The sequence below is a fragment of the Mesorhizobium sp. M0029 genome, from assembly GCF_040323735.1.
GTDB lineage: Bacteria > Pseudomonadota > Alphaproteobacteria > Rhizobiales > Rhizobiaceae > Mesorhizobium.
Genome location: NZ_JAMYVF010000044.1, coordinates 1 through 13,926 on the forward strand (window position 1 = coordinate 1; position 13,926 = coordinate 13,926).

Consider the following 13,926-nt stretch of genomic DNA (forward strand, 5'->3'; position numbering starts at 1 on the left):
CAAACCCGCCCCCACCCGCCCCGCCACCCCCCCCCCCCCCCACCCCCCCCCGCCGCGCCCCCCCCCGGGGCCCCCGCCCGCCCCGGGCGCCAGCGCCCCGGGCTCGATCTGCACAACGCGCATCGTCGCCGGCGTCGGCGTGCCGCAGCTTTCGGCGATCATGTCGGCGGTCGAGACGGCGCATAGATCAGGCGTGTCGGTCATCGCCGACGGCGGCATCAAATATTCGGGTGACCTGGCCAAGGCGCTTGCCGCCGGCGCCAGTGCGGCCATGATCGGTTCGCTGCTGGCCGGCACCGACGAAAGCCCGGGCGAGGTCTATCTGCATCAGGGCCGCTCCTTCAAGGCCTATCGCGGCATGGGCTCTGTCGGAGCCATGGCGCGCGGCTCGGCCGATCGCTACTTCCAGGCCGAGGTTCGCGACACGCTGAAACTGGTCCCGGAAGGCATTGAAGGGCAGGTGCCATACAAGGGACCTGTGTCTGGCGTGCTGCACCAGCTTGCGGGCGGGCTAAAAGCCGCTATGGGTTATGTCGGTGGCCGCGACCTTGCCGATTTTCGCGAACGCGCCACCTTTGTGCGCATATCCAACGCCGGACTTCGTGAAAGCCACGCCCATGACGTCACGATTACCCGCGAAAGCCCGAACTATCCTGGCGGAGCCTGACCGGCAGCCAGAGCGGTACATGCTCTGGCGCCACCAGGCGACGATCGTGCTGCGGCTGGCGCGCCATGCCGGCGCGCTGTGCTTTGCCGCCGCGGCGGTTTTCATCATCATGACGCTGCTGGAATTCTTCTATTTCCGCCGGCTGAGCGGTGGCCTGCCGTCGCTCGACGTGCGCCTTGGCGGGTTCACGCCCGACGAGGGCATGGCCTGGCTGACGGCACTCGGCCGACGCGGCAGCGAGATCATCCTGGTCTGGCACTATTTGACTTTCGACCTTCTCTTCCCGGCGCTGCTGTCGCTGACCATGGTCAGCCTGATCCTGGCAACCGGGCGGCGGCTGAAGAATTTTCGTGCCATGCCGGTGCAGCTTCAGGCACTGTTCGCGCTGGTCATCGTGCTGCCCTACACGTGCGCCGACTACGCCCAGAACATTGCGGTGGCGCGGCTTCTGTCCGATGCGCTGTCGGCCAACCCGGATTCTCTGTCTTTCTCCTCGTCGCTGATCGTCACCAAATTCGCGCTGCTGGCGATCCCCGTCATCGTCATCGCGTTTTTGATCCTTGCCGCCCAGCGGCGTCCACAGGCATGAACGACAGAGCAGGGGCAACGCCATGAGCCAGACCGCGATTTTCTGGCCGATGCTGGCGCAGGTGTTGCTCGTCTATATCGTCTATGTCGTGATGGGCCGGCGCCGCTACGGTGCGGTCAAATCGGGCGAGGCCAAGGTCGTTCAATACAAGGTGCGCACGACCGAGCCCGGGTCGAGCGTCACGGTTGCCAACAATCTCATCAACCAGTTCGAACTGCCGGTGCTGTTCTATGTGCTGTGCCTGGCGCTGCACGCGACCAATGGCGTCAATTATCTGACCCTGGCCTTGATGTGGATTTTCGTGATTTCCCGCTATGGCCACGCCTGGGTCCACCTCACCAGCAACAATCTGCGGTTTCGCAGCCGCGCCTTCTACGTCGGCGCGATCATTCTCTTGCTGGCATGGATATGGTTCGCGCTGCACCTGCTCGGAGCGGTGTAGGGCAGTTGTTTACCCTCCCCCTTGTGGGGAGGGTCGCTCCGCGCAGCGGAGCGGGGTGGGGGTCTACAAATCGAACACCGCGATCTTGCGCTTGTCGAACTTGATGCCGATTTCGCCGCGCACCAGCTTCAGTGCGGCTTCGCCGAACACGGCGCGTCGCCAGCCCTGCAGGGCCGGCACGTCGGCATCCTCGCCCTCGGCGGCGATGCGGTCGATGTCGTCGCTGGACGCCAGCACTTTCGAGGCGACGCCTTCCTTCTCGGCGACGATCCGCAACAGCACTTTCAACAGCTCGGAGGCGGCATTGGAGCCCTCGGGCGGCTGAAAGCTCTTGGGCAGCTTCGGCATCTCTTCGCGGGGCAAAGCGAGCGCCGTGTTGACCGCGCCAAGCAATGCGGTAGCCGTCGACGAACGCTCCCAGCCTTTCGGCGTCGTGCGCAGCTTGCCAAGGGCTGCCGCATCGCGCGGCGCCTGCTGGGCGACCTCGTATATGGCGTCGTCCTTGAGCACCCGGCCGCGCGGCACGTCACGCTCGCGCGCCTCGCGTTCGCGCCATGCCGCCACCGTCTGCACGATCGCCAGCTCCTGCGGCTTGCGCAGCCGCATCTTCAGCCGCTTCCAGGCGTCTTCGGGGTGCGGATCGTAGGTTTCGCGCGAAGTCAGCACCTCCATTTCCTCGTTCAGCCAATGGGCGCGGTTTTCCCGCTCCAGTTCGGCGCTGAGATGCTTGTAGACGTCGATCAGATGGGTGACGTCGGCCAAGGCATAATCGAGCTGCTTGTCCGACAGCGGCCGGTGGCGCCAGTCGGTGAAACGCGATGACTTGTCGAGCCGTGCGCCGGTGATGCGCTGCACCAGCTGATCGTAGGAGACGCTGTCGCCGAAGCCGCAGACCATGGCCGCGACCTGGGTGTCGAACACCGGATGCGGCACCAGATCGCCGAGATGGACGATGATTTCAATGTCCTGGCGCGCGGCATGGAAAACCTTGACCACCGCCTCATTGGCCATCAGCCGGAAGAACGGGGCGAGGTTGATGTCGGGCGCCAGCGGGTCGATCAGCGCGGTGACGCCGGGCGCCGCCATCTGGATCAGGCACAGAATCGGCCAGAATGTCGTTTCGCGGATGAATTCGGTGTCGACCGTGACGAAATCCGACTTTTCAAAAGCGGCGAGAACGGACTCGAGCTCATTTTGGGTGGTGATGACGTGCATCAAATCGCTTTTTAGTAACGGGTAAGGTTCTCTTTCAATTTCAGCCATGGGCGCTTTCGTCAAGCCGCCCTTCGGTCAAGTATCAGCCGATCCGTCGGAATCGCCATTTCTGCGCGCCAGCCGCGCGAAGACGGTTGATGTGCGCAGCAGCGCCGTGAAGCGGCTGCGCTTGCCCGCCGGCACGCTGCCGCGCACCTGCATGCGGTAGAGAATGACGGCGATGAGGGTGGCGTAGACGACTGCGCTGAAGACAAACAGGGCGCCCGGTCCGAAATGTTGCATCACTGCGGACGCCGCGAAGGGGCCACCAATGGCGCCGAAGGAATAGAACAGCATCAAGGCGGCGTTGATCAGCACGAACTCGCCCTTGTCGGCGCGGTCGTTGGAATGCGCCGCCGACAGCGAATAGAGCGGCATGGCGAAGCTGCCGAAGATGAAGACGATGATCAAATTGAGGGTCGGATCGGCGCCGGCGACGAAGACCAGCGCCAGCGCCGCGAACATGGCGCCGCATGTCGTGGCCAAAAGCACCGCGCGCCGATCCCAGCGGTCGGAGAGGTAGCCCAGCGGATACTGGATGAGGGCGCCGCCGAAGATGCCGACGCTGACGAAGGTGACGACATCGGCCACCGACATGCCGATCTGCTCGGCATAGACCGGCGACAGCGTGCGGAACGCGCTGTTGGTGACGCCGACGCAGATGCAGCCGAAGCAGCCGAGCGGCGAAATCCGCCAGACGCGGGCGAGATCGAGCTTGACGTCTTCCGGCGGCGTCGGGTTGGAGCGGTCGCCGAGCGACACCGGAACCAGCGACAGCGTGATCATCATCGACATGATGGCGAAGATGGCAAAGCCGCCGGGGCCGAAGATCGGGATCAGGAACTGCGCGCCGGTTACCGAGCCGATATCGACCATGCGGTAGATGGCGAGCACCCGCGCACGATCCTTGTTTTCGACGCCGGAGTTCAGCCAGGCTTCCATGACGGTGAACAGGCCGGCAAAGCAGAAACCGCCGGCAAAGCGCACCGCGCACCACATCACCGGATCGATCACCAGCACCAGGAGCAGCGTACTGGCCGCGGCGATGGCGGCCAGCGCTGAAAACGTCCGGACATGGCCGACTGCCTTGAGGATGCGTGTGACGGCCAGGCACCCCAACAGGAAGCCGGCGAAATAGAATGTGCCCATCAGGCCGATGTCGGAGGCGGAAAACCCCTCCTGCGCCCCGCGCAGCGCGATCAGCGTGCCCTGCAGCCCGTTGCCGCCAAGCAGGATGCCGGCGGCGATGAGGAGCGGGATCAGCGGGCGGATGGAGGACATGCGGAACCGTTGCTTAGAGCATGATCCCGAAAAGTGGGAACCGGTTTTCGGAAAAAGATCATGCTTCGACAAAGAGCTGGATGAGTGTGACGATTCGACGAAACGTCATACTCGTCTAGGTGGCTCCACAGTTCTGAACCATCGGTGTGGCCAATGCCAGTGGCTTGTCCCGCCGCCAACAGGTGTGTGGCTTTCAGGTAGGGCCGTTCAGGCTTCGTGAGCCCTCGTCAAAGCCTCATCCGCTTGTGCGGCCGGGCGGGACGCGCTTCGGCCAAGCGAGCCGGCGGTCAGCAGGCTGAGGATGATGAACGGAATGCCGATGCCGAAGGCCGAACGGATGCCCCAATGGTCGGAGACGAAGCCGAGCAACGGCGGGCCGAGCAGGAAGGCGACGAAGGAGATCTGCGACAGCGCCGCGACATTGATTGCCGCGGAGCGGTCCGTGCGTTGGGCTGCCGCCGAGATCGCCAGCGGAAAGATCGCGCTGCTGCCAATGCCAAGTAGCGCAAAGCCCAGCATCGATACGAGCGGGGCAGGCGAGAAGAAGACGAGCAGCACGCCGACCGCCATCGTCGCCAGCAGCACCCGCGCCACGCCGCTAGGCGAGTGGCGGTCGACAAAGGAGTCGGCAAAGAAGCGCGTGGCCGCTTGCGAGAATGCAAACAGCGCCACCGTGAAACCGGCGACGAAAGGGCCCGCATCGAACACGGTGCGCATGTAGATTGCCGACCAGTCGATGCTGGCGCCTTCCATCAGCATCGCCGACAGCGTCACCGCGACGAGGACGAGGATAGGCAGCGTCGGCCGCGCCAGCCTTGGCGCCGTCTCGTCATTGCCGGCGAAGCGGCTCGGCGCCGGTTCGTAACCGCCGAGAAACAGCGCGATTCCTGTCGCCACCATCGGTACGACAATTGCCAGGTGCAGTTGCGGCGAAATGCCGAGATGCGCAAGCGCGGCGCCGAACAGGCCGGCGCCGAAAAAGCCGATGCTCCAGAACGAATGCGCCCGGTTCATGATCCGGCGCTTGAGCAGGAATTCGGTTCTGTCGGCCTCGACATTGAGAATGATCTCGACGCTGCCGATCATCAGGCCGACCGGAAACAGCATCAGGAACAGCGCAAGCGGCCCAGGCGCATGCACGGCAATGGCAAAGACAACCGACAAAAGCGGCACCAGCCCGAGCAGCGCGCGGCGGAAGCCGATGCGCTCCAGGATCGGCGCCGCCAGCGTCAGCGCGGTCAAGGTGCCGATTGGCGTCCCGATCAGGCTTAGCCCGAGCGTGCCGTCCCCGATGCCCATGGCGTGCTTGATGTCGGGCAGCCGCGGGAAGATTTGGCCCATGGCGAACGAATAGATCGCAAAGCCGGCGTAGACCCGGTGTTGCGGAGCGAGGCGGAGGCCAAAGGTCATGACGATGCTTTCGGGGAAGAGAGCCGGCGATTGTGGTTGATATTCTCTTATCTTGCACAAACATGCAAATCGTGCAAGAACGTGCACAAAGAAAACAGGATCATGCAATGCTGACCGATGAGCGGCACCAAATCATTCGCGATCGCCTCGCCGTCGAGGGACGGGTACTGGCCGGCGAACTGGCAAGCCGCTTCGGCGTTTCGGAGGACACGGTTCGCCGCGACCTCAGGGAGCTCGCCAAGGCCGGGCAATGCCGCCGTGTCTATGGCGGCGCGGTCGCGGCCGCACCCTTCGCGGCCACGCCCGTCGGCCTGCGCGCCGGCCATGCGGTCGAAGAGAAGACGCGGCTGGCCCGCGCGACCGTGTCATTGCTTTCGCGCGGACAGACTTTGTTCATCGACAGCGGCTCGACCAATGCCGCGATCGCCAGGGCTATCCCGCGCGACCTCGATCTGACAGTCGCCACCAATTCGCTCGAAATTGCCTCTGTCCTGTCAGACCACGCTTTGATCGAGCTGATTGTGCTTGGGGGGCGGTTCGACCGCCACCTCGGCGCCTGCGTCGGCGCCGACACGCTTGCCGCCGTGGCGCAGCTTGGCGCGGACCTGTTTGTTCTCGGCTCCTGCGGCCTCGATGCCTCGCGCGGCGTGACGGCCTTCGATTCGGCGGAGGCTGAGGTGAAGCGGGCCATGGCCAAGAACAGCGCAGGCATCGTCATCGCTGTCACCAATGACAAGCTGGCCACAGCCGCACCCTACCGGGTCGCCCGGCCCGAGGCGATCCGCCACCTTGTGGTCGAAAAGACCGCGCCGGCCGCAATCCTCGCGGATTTCGAACGCCAGGGCGCCGAAATCCATTTGGCTTAAACGGAGCTCGGCGCGCGGGCAGTCCGGGACGCAGCATGGGCGACGAACACTTCGACATCTTCCTTTGAATAACCGAGAAGGGCTCCTTCAAGCCTCGCCAGATCATTCGATGTGAAGATGTTGAAGGCCTCTCCGCTGCGGCACATCCGGGAGATCAACAAGCTCAGTTTGCAGCGCCATTCCTCTGTTGGCAGGCAGTAGCGGCGATCTTCCACGGACGTTTCTGGATCAAAGTGGGTGAACTTCAGGATGCGGCCTTGGTCGACAAACGGTGCAAAGCCCGCATCGCCAATATCTTCGGCGTCCATACCCGGCTCCGTCCCGAACAGGGCCATTGGCTTGTCGCCCTGAAGCATCAGTGCCAACTCGCGGCCATTGTGTGGCCCGACGCCCGGTGGAACTGTACGTTTTGGCATAAAGCATCTCCAGATTGCTTGAGGACGGCACTGTTGCGGGGAACACTTCTGGCGGCAAGCGCCAAGCCTGGCAAAGACTTCATGCTGACTAGCGGATAGAGAGACGACCCAAACCCGGCTTGCCTTGACAAATCGGGCCTCCCATGCGCTTTTCGCGCAAATTTTGGACCGGGCTTTGATGCTCGACCCACAACCCAGCACCCCGGAATTTTCACATGACAATGCATCGTTACCGCAGCCACACCTGTGCCCAGTTGAGAAAGAGCGATGTCGGCTCTTCGGTTCGCCTGTCGGGCTGGGTGCATCGCGTGCGCGACCATGGCGGCCTGCTGTTCATCGATCTGCGCGACCATTACGGCCTGACCCAGATCGTCGCCGATCCGGATTCGCCCGCCTTCAAGGTCGCCGAGACGCTGCGTGGCGAATGGGTGATCCGCGTCGACGGCGAGGTCAAGGCGCGCCTGCCGGACACCACCAACGCCAACCTGCCGACCGGCGAGATCGAGATCTTTGCCCGCGAGATCGAGGTGCTGTCGGCAGCCAAGGAATTGCCGCTGCCGGTGTTCGGCGAGCCCGATTATCCCGAAGACATCCGCCTGAAGTACCGTTTCCTCGACCTGCGCCGCGAGACGCTGCACAGGAACATCGTGGCGCGCACGAAAATCATCGCCGAGATGCGCAAGCGCATGACCGATGTCGGCTTCACCGAGTTCTCGACGCCGATCCTGACGGCTTCCTCGCCGGAAGGCGCACGCGACTTCCTGGTGCCGTCGCGCATCCATCCCGGCACCTTCTACGCGCTGCCGCAGGCGCCGCAACAGTACAAGCAACTGATCATGGTTTCGGGCTTCGACCGCTATTTCCAGATCGCGCCCTGCTTCCGCGACGAGGATCCGCGCGCCGACCGTCTGCCCGGCGAATTCTACCAGCTCGATCTCGAAATGAGCTTCGTCGAGCAGGACGACGTGCTGTCGACCATGGAACCGGTGATGCGCGGCGTCTTCGAGACCTTCGCCAACGGCAAGCCGGTGACGCAGACATTCCAGCGCATTCCTTACGATGTCGCGATGCGCAAATATGGCTCCGACAAGCCGGACCTGCGCAACCCGATCGAGATGCAGGCCGTCTCCGACCATTTTCGCGATTCCGGCTTCAAGGTCTTCGCCAACATCCTGGCCAACGACCCGAAGGCCGAAGTGTGGGGCATTCCGGCAAAGACCGGCGGCAGCCGCGCCTTCTGCGACCGCATGAACTCCTGGGCGCAAGGCGAGGGCCAGCCGGGGCTGGGCTACATCTTCTGGCGCAAGGAGGGCGACAAGCTCGAAGGCGCCGGCCCGCTGGCCAAGAACATCGGCGAGGAGCGCACTGAGGCGATCCGCCAGCAGCTTGGCCTTGCCGACGGCGACGCCGCCTTCTTCGTTGCCGGCGACCCGAAGAAATTCGTCACCTTCGCAGGTGCCGCGCGCACCCGCGCCGGCGAGGAACTGAACCTCGTCGACCGCGAACGCTTTGAACTGTGCTGGATTATCGATTTCCCGTTCTTCGAATGGAGCGAGGAGGAGAAGAAGATCGACTTCGCCCACAACCCGTTCTCGATGCCGCAAGGCGGTATCGACGCGCTCAACGGCGACGACCTGCTCGGCATCAAGGCCTTTCAGTACGATATGGTCTGCAACGGCTTCGAAATCGCCTCGGGCGGTATCCGCAACCATCTGCCCGAGACCATGGTCAAGGCGTTCGAGACGGTCGGGCTGGACCGCGCCACAGTCGAGGAGCGCTTCGGTGGCCTCTATCGCGCCTTCCAGTACGGTGCGCCGCCGCATGGCGGTATGGCGGCCGGTGTCGACCGTGTCGTCATGCTGCTGGTCGGCGCCAAGAACCTGCGCGAAATCACCATGTTCCCGATGAACCAGCAGGCCTATGACCTGCTGATGAGCGCGCCCTCGGAAGCCACCCCGCAGCAGCTGCGCGACCTCTCGCTGCGCGTCGCGGCGGTGAAAAAAGACAGCTGAAAATTTTCCTAATTAACGCAAATTTTACGGCTATGATTGCCTTAATGTTGCGTTAATATCTGGATTCGCAGGGAGACTACAATGACGCGTAACCTACAGGAACTTATCGAGAAATCCCGCGCGATCAAAATGTCGGAGACTGAGCAGGAGGCGCAACGCCGCAGTTTTGCCTACGGGTCAGCTAAAATAGAAAACAACGATATAACTCGTGACATTATCGATGAGGCAGCTGTCCGACTGAGCAAAGCGCCGAATGACGAATGAGAGATCGAGTGAAGCTGACGATCCTTTGCTCGTCACTGACGCTCAAGAGATTGCCAGGATAGAAGCTGAAAATACGCTCCGCCAATTCGACGGGGCAATGTTGGAGTTGCGCAAATGGATCGGGAATCCGCGATACAAACTTCGACCATCAACGATTTTGCGCCTAAATAGAATAGCACTTGAGAGGCTAAGTAAATATGCAGGCGTTTTTCGACCCGGAGATATAAAGATAACGGGGAGTGGGCATCTACCCATTCCATCCGATCAAGTGCCTGACTCGGTTGAGGAATTCTGCGACTACGTCGAAAAGAATTGGGATGAAAAATCGGCCATTCATCTGTCCGCTTACGCTCTTTGGCGACTGAATTGGATCCACCCGTTTGTTGACGGAAACGGCCGGACTGCCCGAATTGTATCTTATTTGATACTCTGCGCTAAGTTGGGGTATCGCCTTCCCGGTACGAAAACAATTCCTGAACAAATCGCAGCAAACAAGCAGCCATATTACTTGGCGCTTGAGGCAGCAGACGCGGCGCAAGTTCGCGGCACGATTGACGTTTCGGGGTTGGAGGCGATGATGGATGCGCATCTCGCAGCACAGCTGGTGGATGTGCACAATCATGCTGCAGGCGCCTTCGAAAAAGAGCGTGCCGCTGTTGCTCAATATCCGCAAGCGGATATTGAAATCATAGCGCCTTCAAATAGTGTGGCTAAAATAGTAAGTGATGGGGTTGGACACGTAGAAAAGCATCCCGTCATCTACAGCTTTTTAGGCCTTCTTATAGTTACCATTGTGGGTGCTCTATTAGCGCACTAGCCCGGCATCGCTGCCGGGCTTTTGCTCTTCGAGCTAACTTCGATCAGTCTTCGTTGGCCTTGACGTGGACGCCAAGCGTCTTGGTCAGGTCGGCCGGGTTGGACATCGCGCCCGCCATGATCAACGCGAACGGCACCGCTGCCGGCGGCTCTGCCGAGATCTCGAGGCTCTTCGGATCGTCGAGGTACTTGCTCACCGCGGCCGTTACTTCGGCCGTCAATTCGGGATTGTTGAGCTGCGCCATGCCGAACGGCACGATCGCCTTGGCCTGGTTGGCGATGTCCTTGCCCGACATGCCCTGCTGCTTGCCGACATATTCAAGCACCTTGCCGGTCAGCGAATCGTCGTCGAAGCGGATCGAGGCGCTGTTGAAGGAAAGCTGCTGCAACAGGCCGAGCAGGGCCATGCCTTGCGCCGAATTGTCAGCGCCTTCGGGCTGCGCCGCCATCTTCTTCTGCATTTCCTGCAGCGACTTGACGAAGTCGACCGTGTAGCCGCCGAGGCCGAAGGTCATGCCGAGCGTGCCGGCATTCTCGACCGAGATGTCGTATTTCGACAGGTCCATCTTGCCGTCGCTCGGCTGCCAGGTGCCGCCGATTTCGATATTGCCCGAGATGTTCTGGTAGCCGAGGGCCTCGATGGCTTCCTTGGATTTCGCATCGTCGACCAGGGTCAGGTCGGCGTTGAACTTTTCCGTGGTGGCGGAAAACTCCATCGCCTTGCCGTCGGCCGGCGGCGTGATCTGGACAGCAAGCCCATCCACCGAGAAGGCGGTCTTGTCGGCAACCTTGACCGTCAGGTTTTCGAGTTCGGCCGACTTGTAGATCATCATCGAGCCGAGCGGGCCTGTAGCGCCCTCAGCCGGGATGTTGGCGTCGTGGATGACGAAGGGGGTGAGGTTGAGCGTGACGCCGTCCTTGCTGTGCTCGAAGGCCGAAGTCGTGATGGTCGCGACATCGAAGCCGCCATTGGCTTCGGTCACGCCGTCGAGCTTGACGTCGCCGATCGGCAGCGCCTCCTTTTCGGCCGCCGGTTTGACCGACACGCCCTGCAGCACCATGCTGGAATTGTCGCCGGTAACGCCGGTCCAGGTGATATCGACGCCCTGGACGGCAAGTGCGGCCTTCAGTCGGTCGGCAACCGCCGTGTCTTGCGCAAAGGCGGCATTCAGCGGCAGCGTCAGCAAAAAGGTCGAAAAAGCAAGTTTCTTGAGTGTCGAACGTTGGATTGTCATCGCGAGTTCCCTGAGAGAGTCCTGAAAAAGTGTTTTCTCAATTCTACGCCATCACCATTCCGTGACGAACTGGACGGGAAAAAGGCGCTTTCCCGCAGAGTTGTCGAAAATCACGGCGAAAGGCAAATCGGAGCGGGAGCCTTCGCCCGACGCGGTGAATATGTCATGAAGGTCGGGCTCCCCTGCGTACCGTCTCCTGCCTTAGAGAGGGCGTGTAACAGATTGATGTTGGTTGGCAACAGCACTGCTACCGTTGCTGTTGCACAGGGACGGCAAGGGGGAACATGAAGTCCGTCACATCCATTGTCGGACCTTGAGCCGCCCTCGTAAGCCCAAAGGCTGCAAAGTGCGGATTTCCGCAGCCCCGCCTTGCCGCGAATCACCCGCTCGGCTAGTCCAGCCGCATGGGAAAAAGGATTTTGCCGCCTGAAAATGGCGGCGGTGACCACATCGAACCGGTCGATCTGAAGAAGGCGCTGGAAGAGCGCTATCTTGCCTATGCGCTCTCGACCATCATGCACCGGGCGCTGCCTGACGTGCGAGACGGGCTGAAGCCTGTGCATCGCCGCATCATGCATGCCATGCGGCTGCTCAGGCTCAACCCCGACCAGGGCTTTGCCAAATGCGCCCGCATCGTCGGCGACGTGATGGGCAAGTTCCATCCGCACGGCGACCAGTCGATCTACGACGCGCTGGTGCGCCTGGCGCAGGATTTCTCCATGCGCTATCCCCTCGTCGACGGGCAGGGCAATTTCGGCAATATCGACGGCGATAACGCCGCCGCCATGCGCTATACCGAGGCGCGCATGACCGAGGTGGCGAGCGATTTGCTTGCCGGCATCACCGAGGACGCCGTCGATTTCCGACCGACCTACAATGAGGAGGATGAGGAGCCAGTGGTGCTCCCCGGCGCCTTCCCGAATCTGCTCGCCAACGGCTCCTCCGGCATTGCGGTCGGCATGGCGACGTCCATCCCGCCGCACAATGCCGCCGAGCTTTGCAACGCAGCGCTGCAGCTGATCGAGCAACCGGACGCGCCGGTGACAAAGCTGATGGAGTTCGTCCAGGGACCGGATTTCCCGACCGGCGGCATCATCGTCGACAGCCGCGCTTCCATCCTGGAGGCCTATGAGACCGGCCGCGGCGGTTTTCGCGTGCGCGCCAAATGGGGCCAGGAGGACCAGGGCAGGGGCACCTGGAGCATCGTCGTCACCGAAATCCCCTACGGCATCCAGAAGGCCAGGCTGATCGAAAAGATCGCCGAGCTTTTGATCGCGCGCAAATTGCCGCTGCTCGAGGATGTCAGGGATGAAAGCGCCGAGGACGTCCGCATTGTGCTGGTGCCGAAGAGCCGTTCAGTAGATCCCGGCATTCTGATGGAATCGCTGTTCAAGCTGACCGAGCTTGAAAGCCGCTTTCCCCTCAACATGAACGTTTTGTCGCGGGGCAAGGTGCCTAACGTCCTGTCGCTGAAGGGCGTGCTGAAGGAGTGGCTCGACCATCGCCGCGATGTGCTGATCCGCCGCTCGAAGCATCGGCTTGGCGAGATCGAGAAGCGGCTGGAAATCCTTGCCGGCTACCTGATCGCCTATTTGAACATCGACGAGGTCATCAGGATCATCCGCGAGGAGGATGAGCCCAAGCAGGTGATGATGGCCCGCTGGTCGCTCACCGACACCCAGGCCGAAGCCATCCTCAACATGCGGCTGCGCGCCTTGCGCAAGCTGGAAGAGTTCGAGATCCGCAAGGAGTTCGACGGTCTCACCACCGAAAAGAAGCAGATCGAGGCATTGCTGGCATCCGACGCCAAGCAATGGTCGACGATCAAATGGGAAGTCACGCAGGTTCGCGACAAGTTCGGCCCCGAGACCGAACTCGGCAAGCGCCGTACCCAGTTCGCCGACGCGCCGGAGCATGACCTGACCGACATTGCGCACGCCATGATCGAGCGCGAGCCGGTCACCGTGGTGGTCTCGGAAAAAGGCTGGCTGCGAGCGATGAAAGGCCATCTGGCCGACCATTCCACGCTCACCTTCAAGGAAGGCGACAGCCTCAAGCTCGCCTTCCATGCCCAGACCACCGACAAGATCCTGGTCTTCACCACCGGCGGCAAATTCTACACCATCGGCGCTGACCGGCTGCCAGGCGGCCGCGGCCATGGTGAACCGATCCGCATCATCGTCGACATGGACAACGACCAGGACATCGTCACCGCTTTCGTCCACGACCCGAAGCGCAAGCTGCTGCTCGTCTCCTACGATGCCAATGGTTTCGTCGTGCCGGAGGAGGAGGTCGTCGCCAACACCCGAAAGGGCAAGCAGGTGATGAACGTCAAGGCGCCCGACGAGGCCAAGGCCTGCGTCCCCGTGTCAGGCGATCATCTCGCCATTGTCGGCGAGAACCGCAAGATGCTGGTGTTTGCGCTCTCCGAAATTCCGGAGATGGGCCGCGGCAAGGGCGTTCGCCTGCAGAAATACAAGGATGGCGGTCTGCTCGACCTGAAACCCTTCACGCTGGCGAGCGGCCTGTCGTGGCAGGATTCCGCAGACCGCACCTTCGTCAGGTCGCGCGAGGAGCTGGCGGAATGGATCGGCGCGAGAGCGTCGGCCGGTCGCATGGTGCCGAAGGGATTCCCGCGGACCGGGAAATTTGGTTGAAGCTGCTGATCTCCCCC

General features: G+C 62.1%; 13 protein-coding genes. 8 read left to right on the forward strand and 5 right to left on the reverse strand.

What is annotated here, in order from left to right; genetic code table 11:
* From NKJ76_RS31600 to NKJ76_RS31610, 3 genes are all read left to right on the forward strand, one after another.
* A partial coding sequence (locus NKJ76_RS31600; protein ID WP_352539165.1) for an IMP dehydrogenase occupies positions 1-667 on the forward strand: 667 nt, incomplete at its 5' end.
* A 19-nt stretch (positions 668-686) separates the two neighbouring features.
* A complete protein-coding gene (locus tag NKJ76_RS31605) occupies positions 687-1,256 on the forward strand; it encodes a hypothetical protein (RefSeq protein WP_352539166.1) in 570 nt (189 codons plus the stop codon).
* Positions 1,257-1,278: 22 nt separating this feature from the next.
* The gene (locus NKJ76_RS31610; RefSeq protein WP_352539167.1) at positions 1,279-1,698 is read left to right on the forward strand and encodes an MAPEG family protein; all 420 of its coding nucleotides are present in this window, start codon (positions 1,279-1,281) and stop codon (positions 1,696-1,698) included.
* Positions 1,699-1,761: 63 nt separating this feature from the next.
* Here NKJ76_RS31610 and rnd read toward each other — a convergent pair whose 3' ends face one another.
* The 3 genes from rnd to NKJ76_RS31625 form a co-directional block, all read right to left on the reverse strand.
* Positions 1,762-2,913: a ribonuclease D gene (gene rnd / locus NKJ76_RS31615; protein ID WP_023682426.1), complete on the reverse strand. Its 1,152-nt coding sequence runs from the start codon at positions 2,911-2,913 to the stop codon at positions 1,762-1,764.
* Between the two features lie 75 nt (positions 2,914-2,988).
* The gene (locus NKJ76_RS31620; protein ID WP_023750462.1) at positions 2,989-4,233 is read right to left on the reverse strand and encodes an MFS transporter; all 1,245 of its coding nucleotides are present in this window, start codon (positions 4,231-4,233) and stop codon (positions 2,989-2,991) included.
* A 207-nt stretch (positions 4,234-4,440) separates the two neighbouring features.
* Positions 4,441-5,643, reverse strand: coding sequence for an MFS transporter (locus NKJ76_RS31625; protein ID WP_352539168.1), 1,203 nt, complete (start codon positions 5,641-5,643; stop codon positions 4,441-4,443).
* 107 nt (positions 5,644-5,750) lie between these two features.
* Here NKJ76_RS31625 and NKJ76_RS31630 point away from each other — a divergent pair, with 107 nt between their 5' ends.
* On the forward strand, positions 5,751-6,509 hold the full coding sequence (locus NKJ76_RS31630) for a DeoR/GlpR family DNA-binding transcription regulator (protein WP_352539169.1): 759 nt from the start codon (positions 5,751-5,753) through the stop codon (positions 6,507-6,509).
* On the opposite strand, the gene NKJ76_RS31635 is transcribed toward NKJ76_RS31630, so the two are convergent.
* Positions 6,506-6,925 carry a hemin receptor gene (locus tag NKJ76_RS31635; protein WP_352539170.1) on the reverse strand — a complete coding sequence of 140 codons (420 nt, stop codon included), beginning with the start codon at positions 6,923-6,925 and terminating at the stop codon, positions 6,506-6,508. The genes NKJ76_RS31630 and NKJ76_RS31635 overlap by 4 nt on opposite strands.
* A gap of 221 nt (positions 6,926-7,146) precedes the next feature.
* Here NKJ76_RS31635 and aspS point away from each other — a divergent pair, with 221 nt between their 5' ends.
* The 3 genes from aspS (at position 7,147) to NKJ76_RS31650 (ending at position 10,018) form a co-directional block, all read left to right on the forward strand.
* A complete protein-coding gene (gene aspS, locus NKJ76_RS31640; RefSeq protein ID WP_352539174.1) occupies positions 7,147-8,937 on the forward strand; it encodes an aspartate--tRNA ligase in 1,791 nt (596 codons plus the stop codon).
* 81 nt (positions 8,938-9,018) lie between these two features.
* Positions 9,019-9,201 carry a hypothetical protein gene (locus NKJ76_RS31645; RefSeq protein WP_352539171.1) on the forward strand — a complete coding sequence of 61 codons (183 nt, stop codon included), beginning with the start codon at positions 9,019-9,021 and terminating at the stop codon, positions 9,199-9,201.
* The gene (locus NKJ76_RS31650) at positions 9,191-10,018 is read left to right on the forward strand and encodes a Fic family protein (RefSeq protein WP_352539172.1); all 828 of its coding nucleotides are present in this window, start codon (positions 9,191-9,193) and stop codon (positions 10,016-10,018) included. The genes NKJ76_RS31645 and NKJ76_RS31650 overlap by 11 nt, the downstream gene beginning before the upstream one ends.
* A 43-nt stretch (positions 10,019-10,061) precedes the next feature.
* Here the strand turns inward: NKJ76_RS31650 and NKJ76_RS31655 are convergent, their stop codons facing one another.
* The gene (locus tag NKJ76_RS31655) at positions 10,062-11,252 is read right to left on the reverse strand and encodes an aq_1923 C-terminal domain (protein ID WP_352539173.1); all 1,191 of its coding nucleotides are present in this window, start codon (positions 11,250-11,252) and stop codon (positions 10,062-10,064) included.
* Positions 11,253-11,656: 404 nt separating this feature from the next.
* Between NKJ76_RS31655 and parC the strand changes: the two genes are divergently transcribed.
* On the forward strand, positions 11,657-13,909 hold the full coding sequence (gene parC, locus NKJ76_RS31660) for a DNA topoisomerase IV subunit A (RefSeq protein WP_023694915.1): 2,253 nt from the start codon (positions 11,657-11,659) through the stop codon (positions 13,907-13,909).
* Positions 13,910-13,926: the final 17 nt, after the last annotated feature.

Bases quoted from the DNA above. Each gene is read 5' to 3' on its own strand.
- NKJ76_RS31630 (WP_352539169.1), top strand. From the start codon at position 5,751: ATGCTGACCGATGAGCGGCACCAAATCATTCGCGATCGCCTCGCCGTC.
- NKJ76_RS31645 (WP_352539171.1), top strand. From the start codon at position 9,019: ATGACGCGTAACCTACAGGAACTTATCGAGAAATCCCGCGCGATCAAA.
- NKJ76_RS31655 (WP_352539173.1), bottom strand. From the start codon at position 11,252: ATGACAATCCAACGTTCGACACTCAAGAAACTTGCTTTTTCGACCTTT.
- aspS (WP_352539174.1), top strand. From the start codon at position 7,147: ATGCATCGTTACCGCAGCCACACCTGTGCCCAGTTGAGAAAGAGCGAT.
- rnd (WP_023682426.1), bottom strand. From the start codon at position 2,913: ATGCACGTCATCACCACCCAAAATGAGCTCGAGTCCGTTCTCGCCGCT.
- NKJ76_RS31610 (WP_352539167.1), top strand. From the start codon at position 1,279: ATGAGCCAGACCGCGATTTTCTGGCCGATGCTGGCGCAGGTGTTGCTC.
- NKJ76_RS31620 (WP_023750462.1), bottom strand. From the start codon at position 4,233: ATGTCCTCCATCCGCCCGCTGATCCCGCTCCTCATCGCCGCCGGCATC.
- NKJ76_RS31605 (WP_352539166.1), top strand. From the start codon at position 687: ATGCTCTGGCGCCACCAGGCGACGATCGTGCTGCGGCTGGCGCGCCAT.
- NKJ76_RS31650 (WP_352539172.1), top strand. From the start codon at position 9,191: ATGACGAATGAGAGATCGAGTGAAGCTGACGATCCTTTGCTCGTCACT.
- parC (WP_023694915.1), top strand. From the start codon at position 11,657: ATGGGAAAAAGGATTTTGCCGCCTGAAAATGGCGGCGGTGACCACATC.
- NKJ76_RS31625 (WP_352539168.1), bottom strand. From the start codon at position 5,643: ATGACCTTTGGCCTCCGCCTCGCTCCGCAACACCGGGTCTACGCCGGC.
- NKJ76_RS31635 (WP_352539170.1), bottom strand. From the start codon at position 6,925: ATGCCAAAACGTACAGTTCCACCGGGCGTCGGGCCACACAATGGCCGC.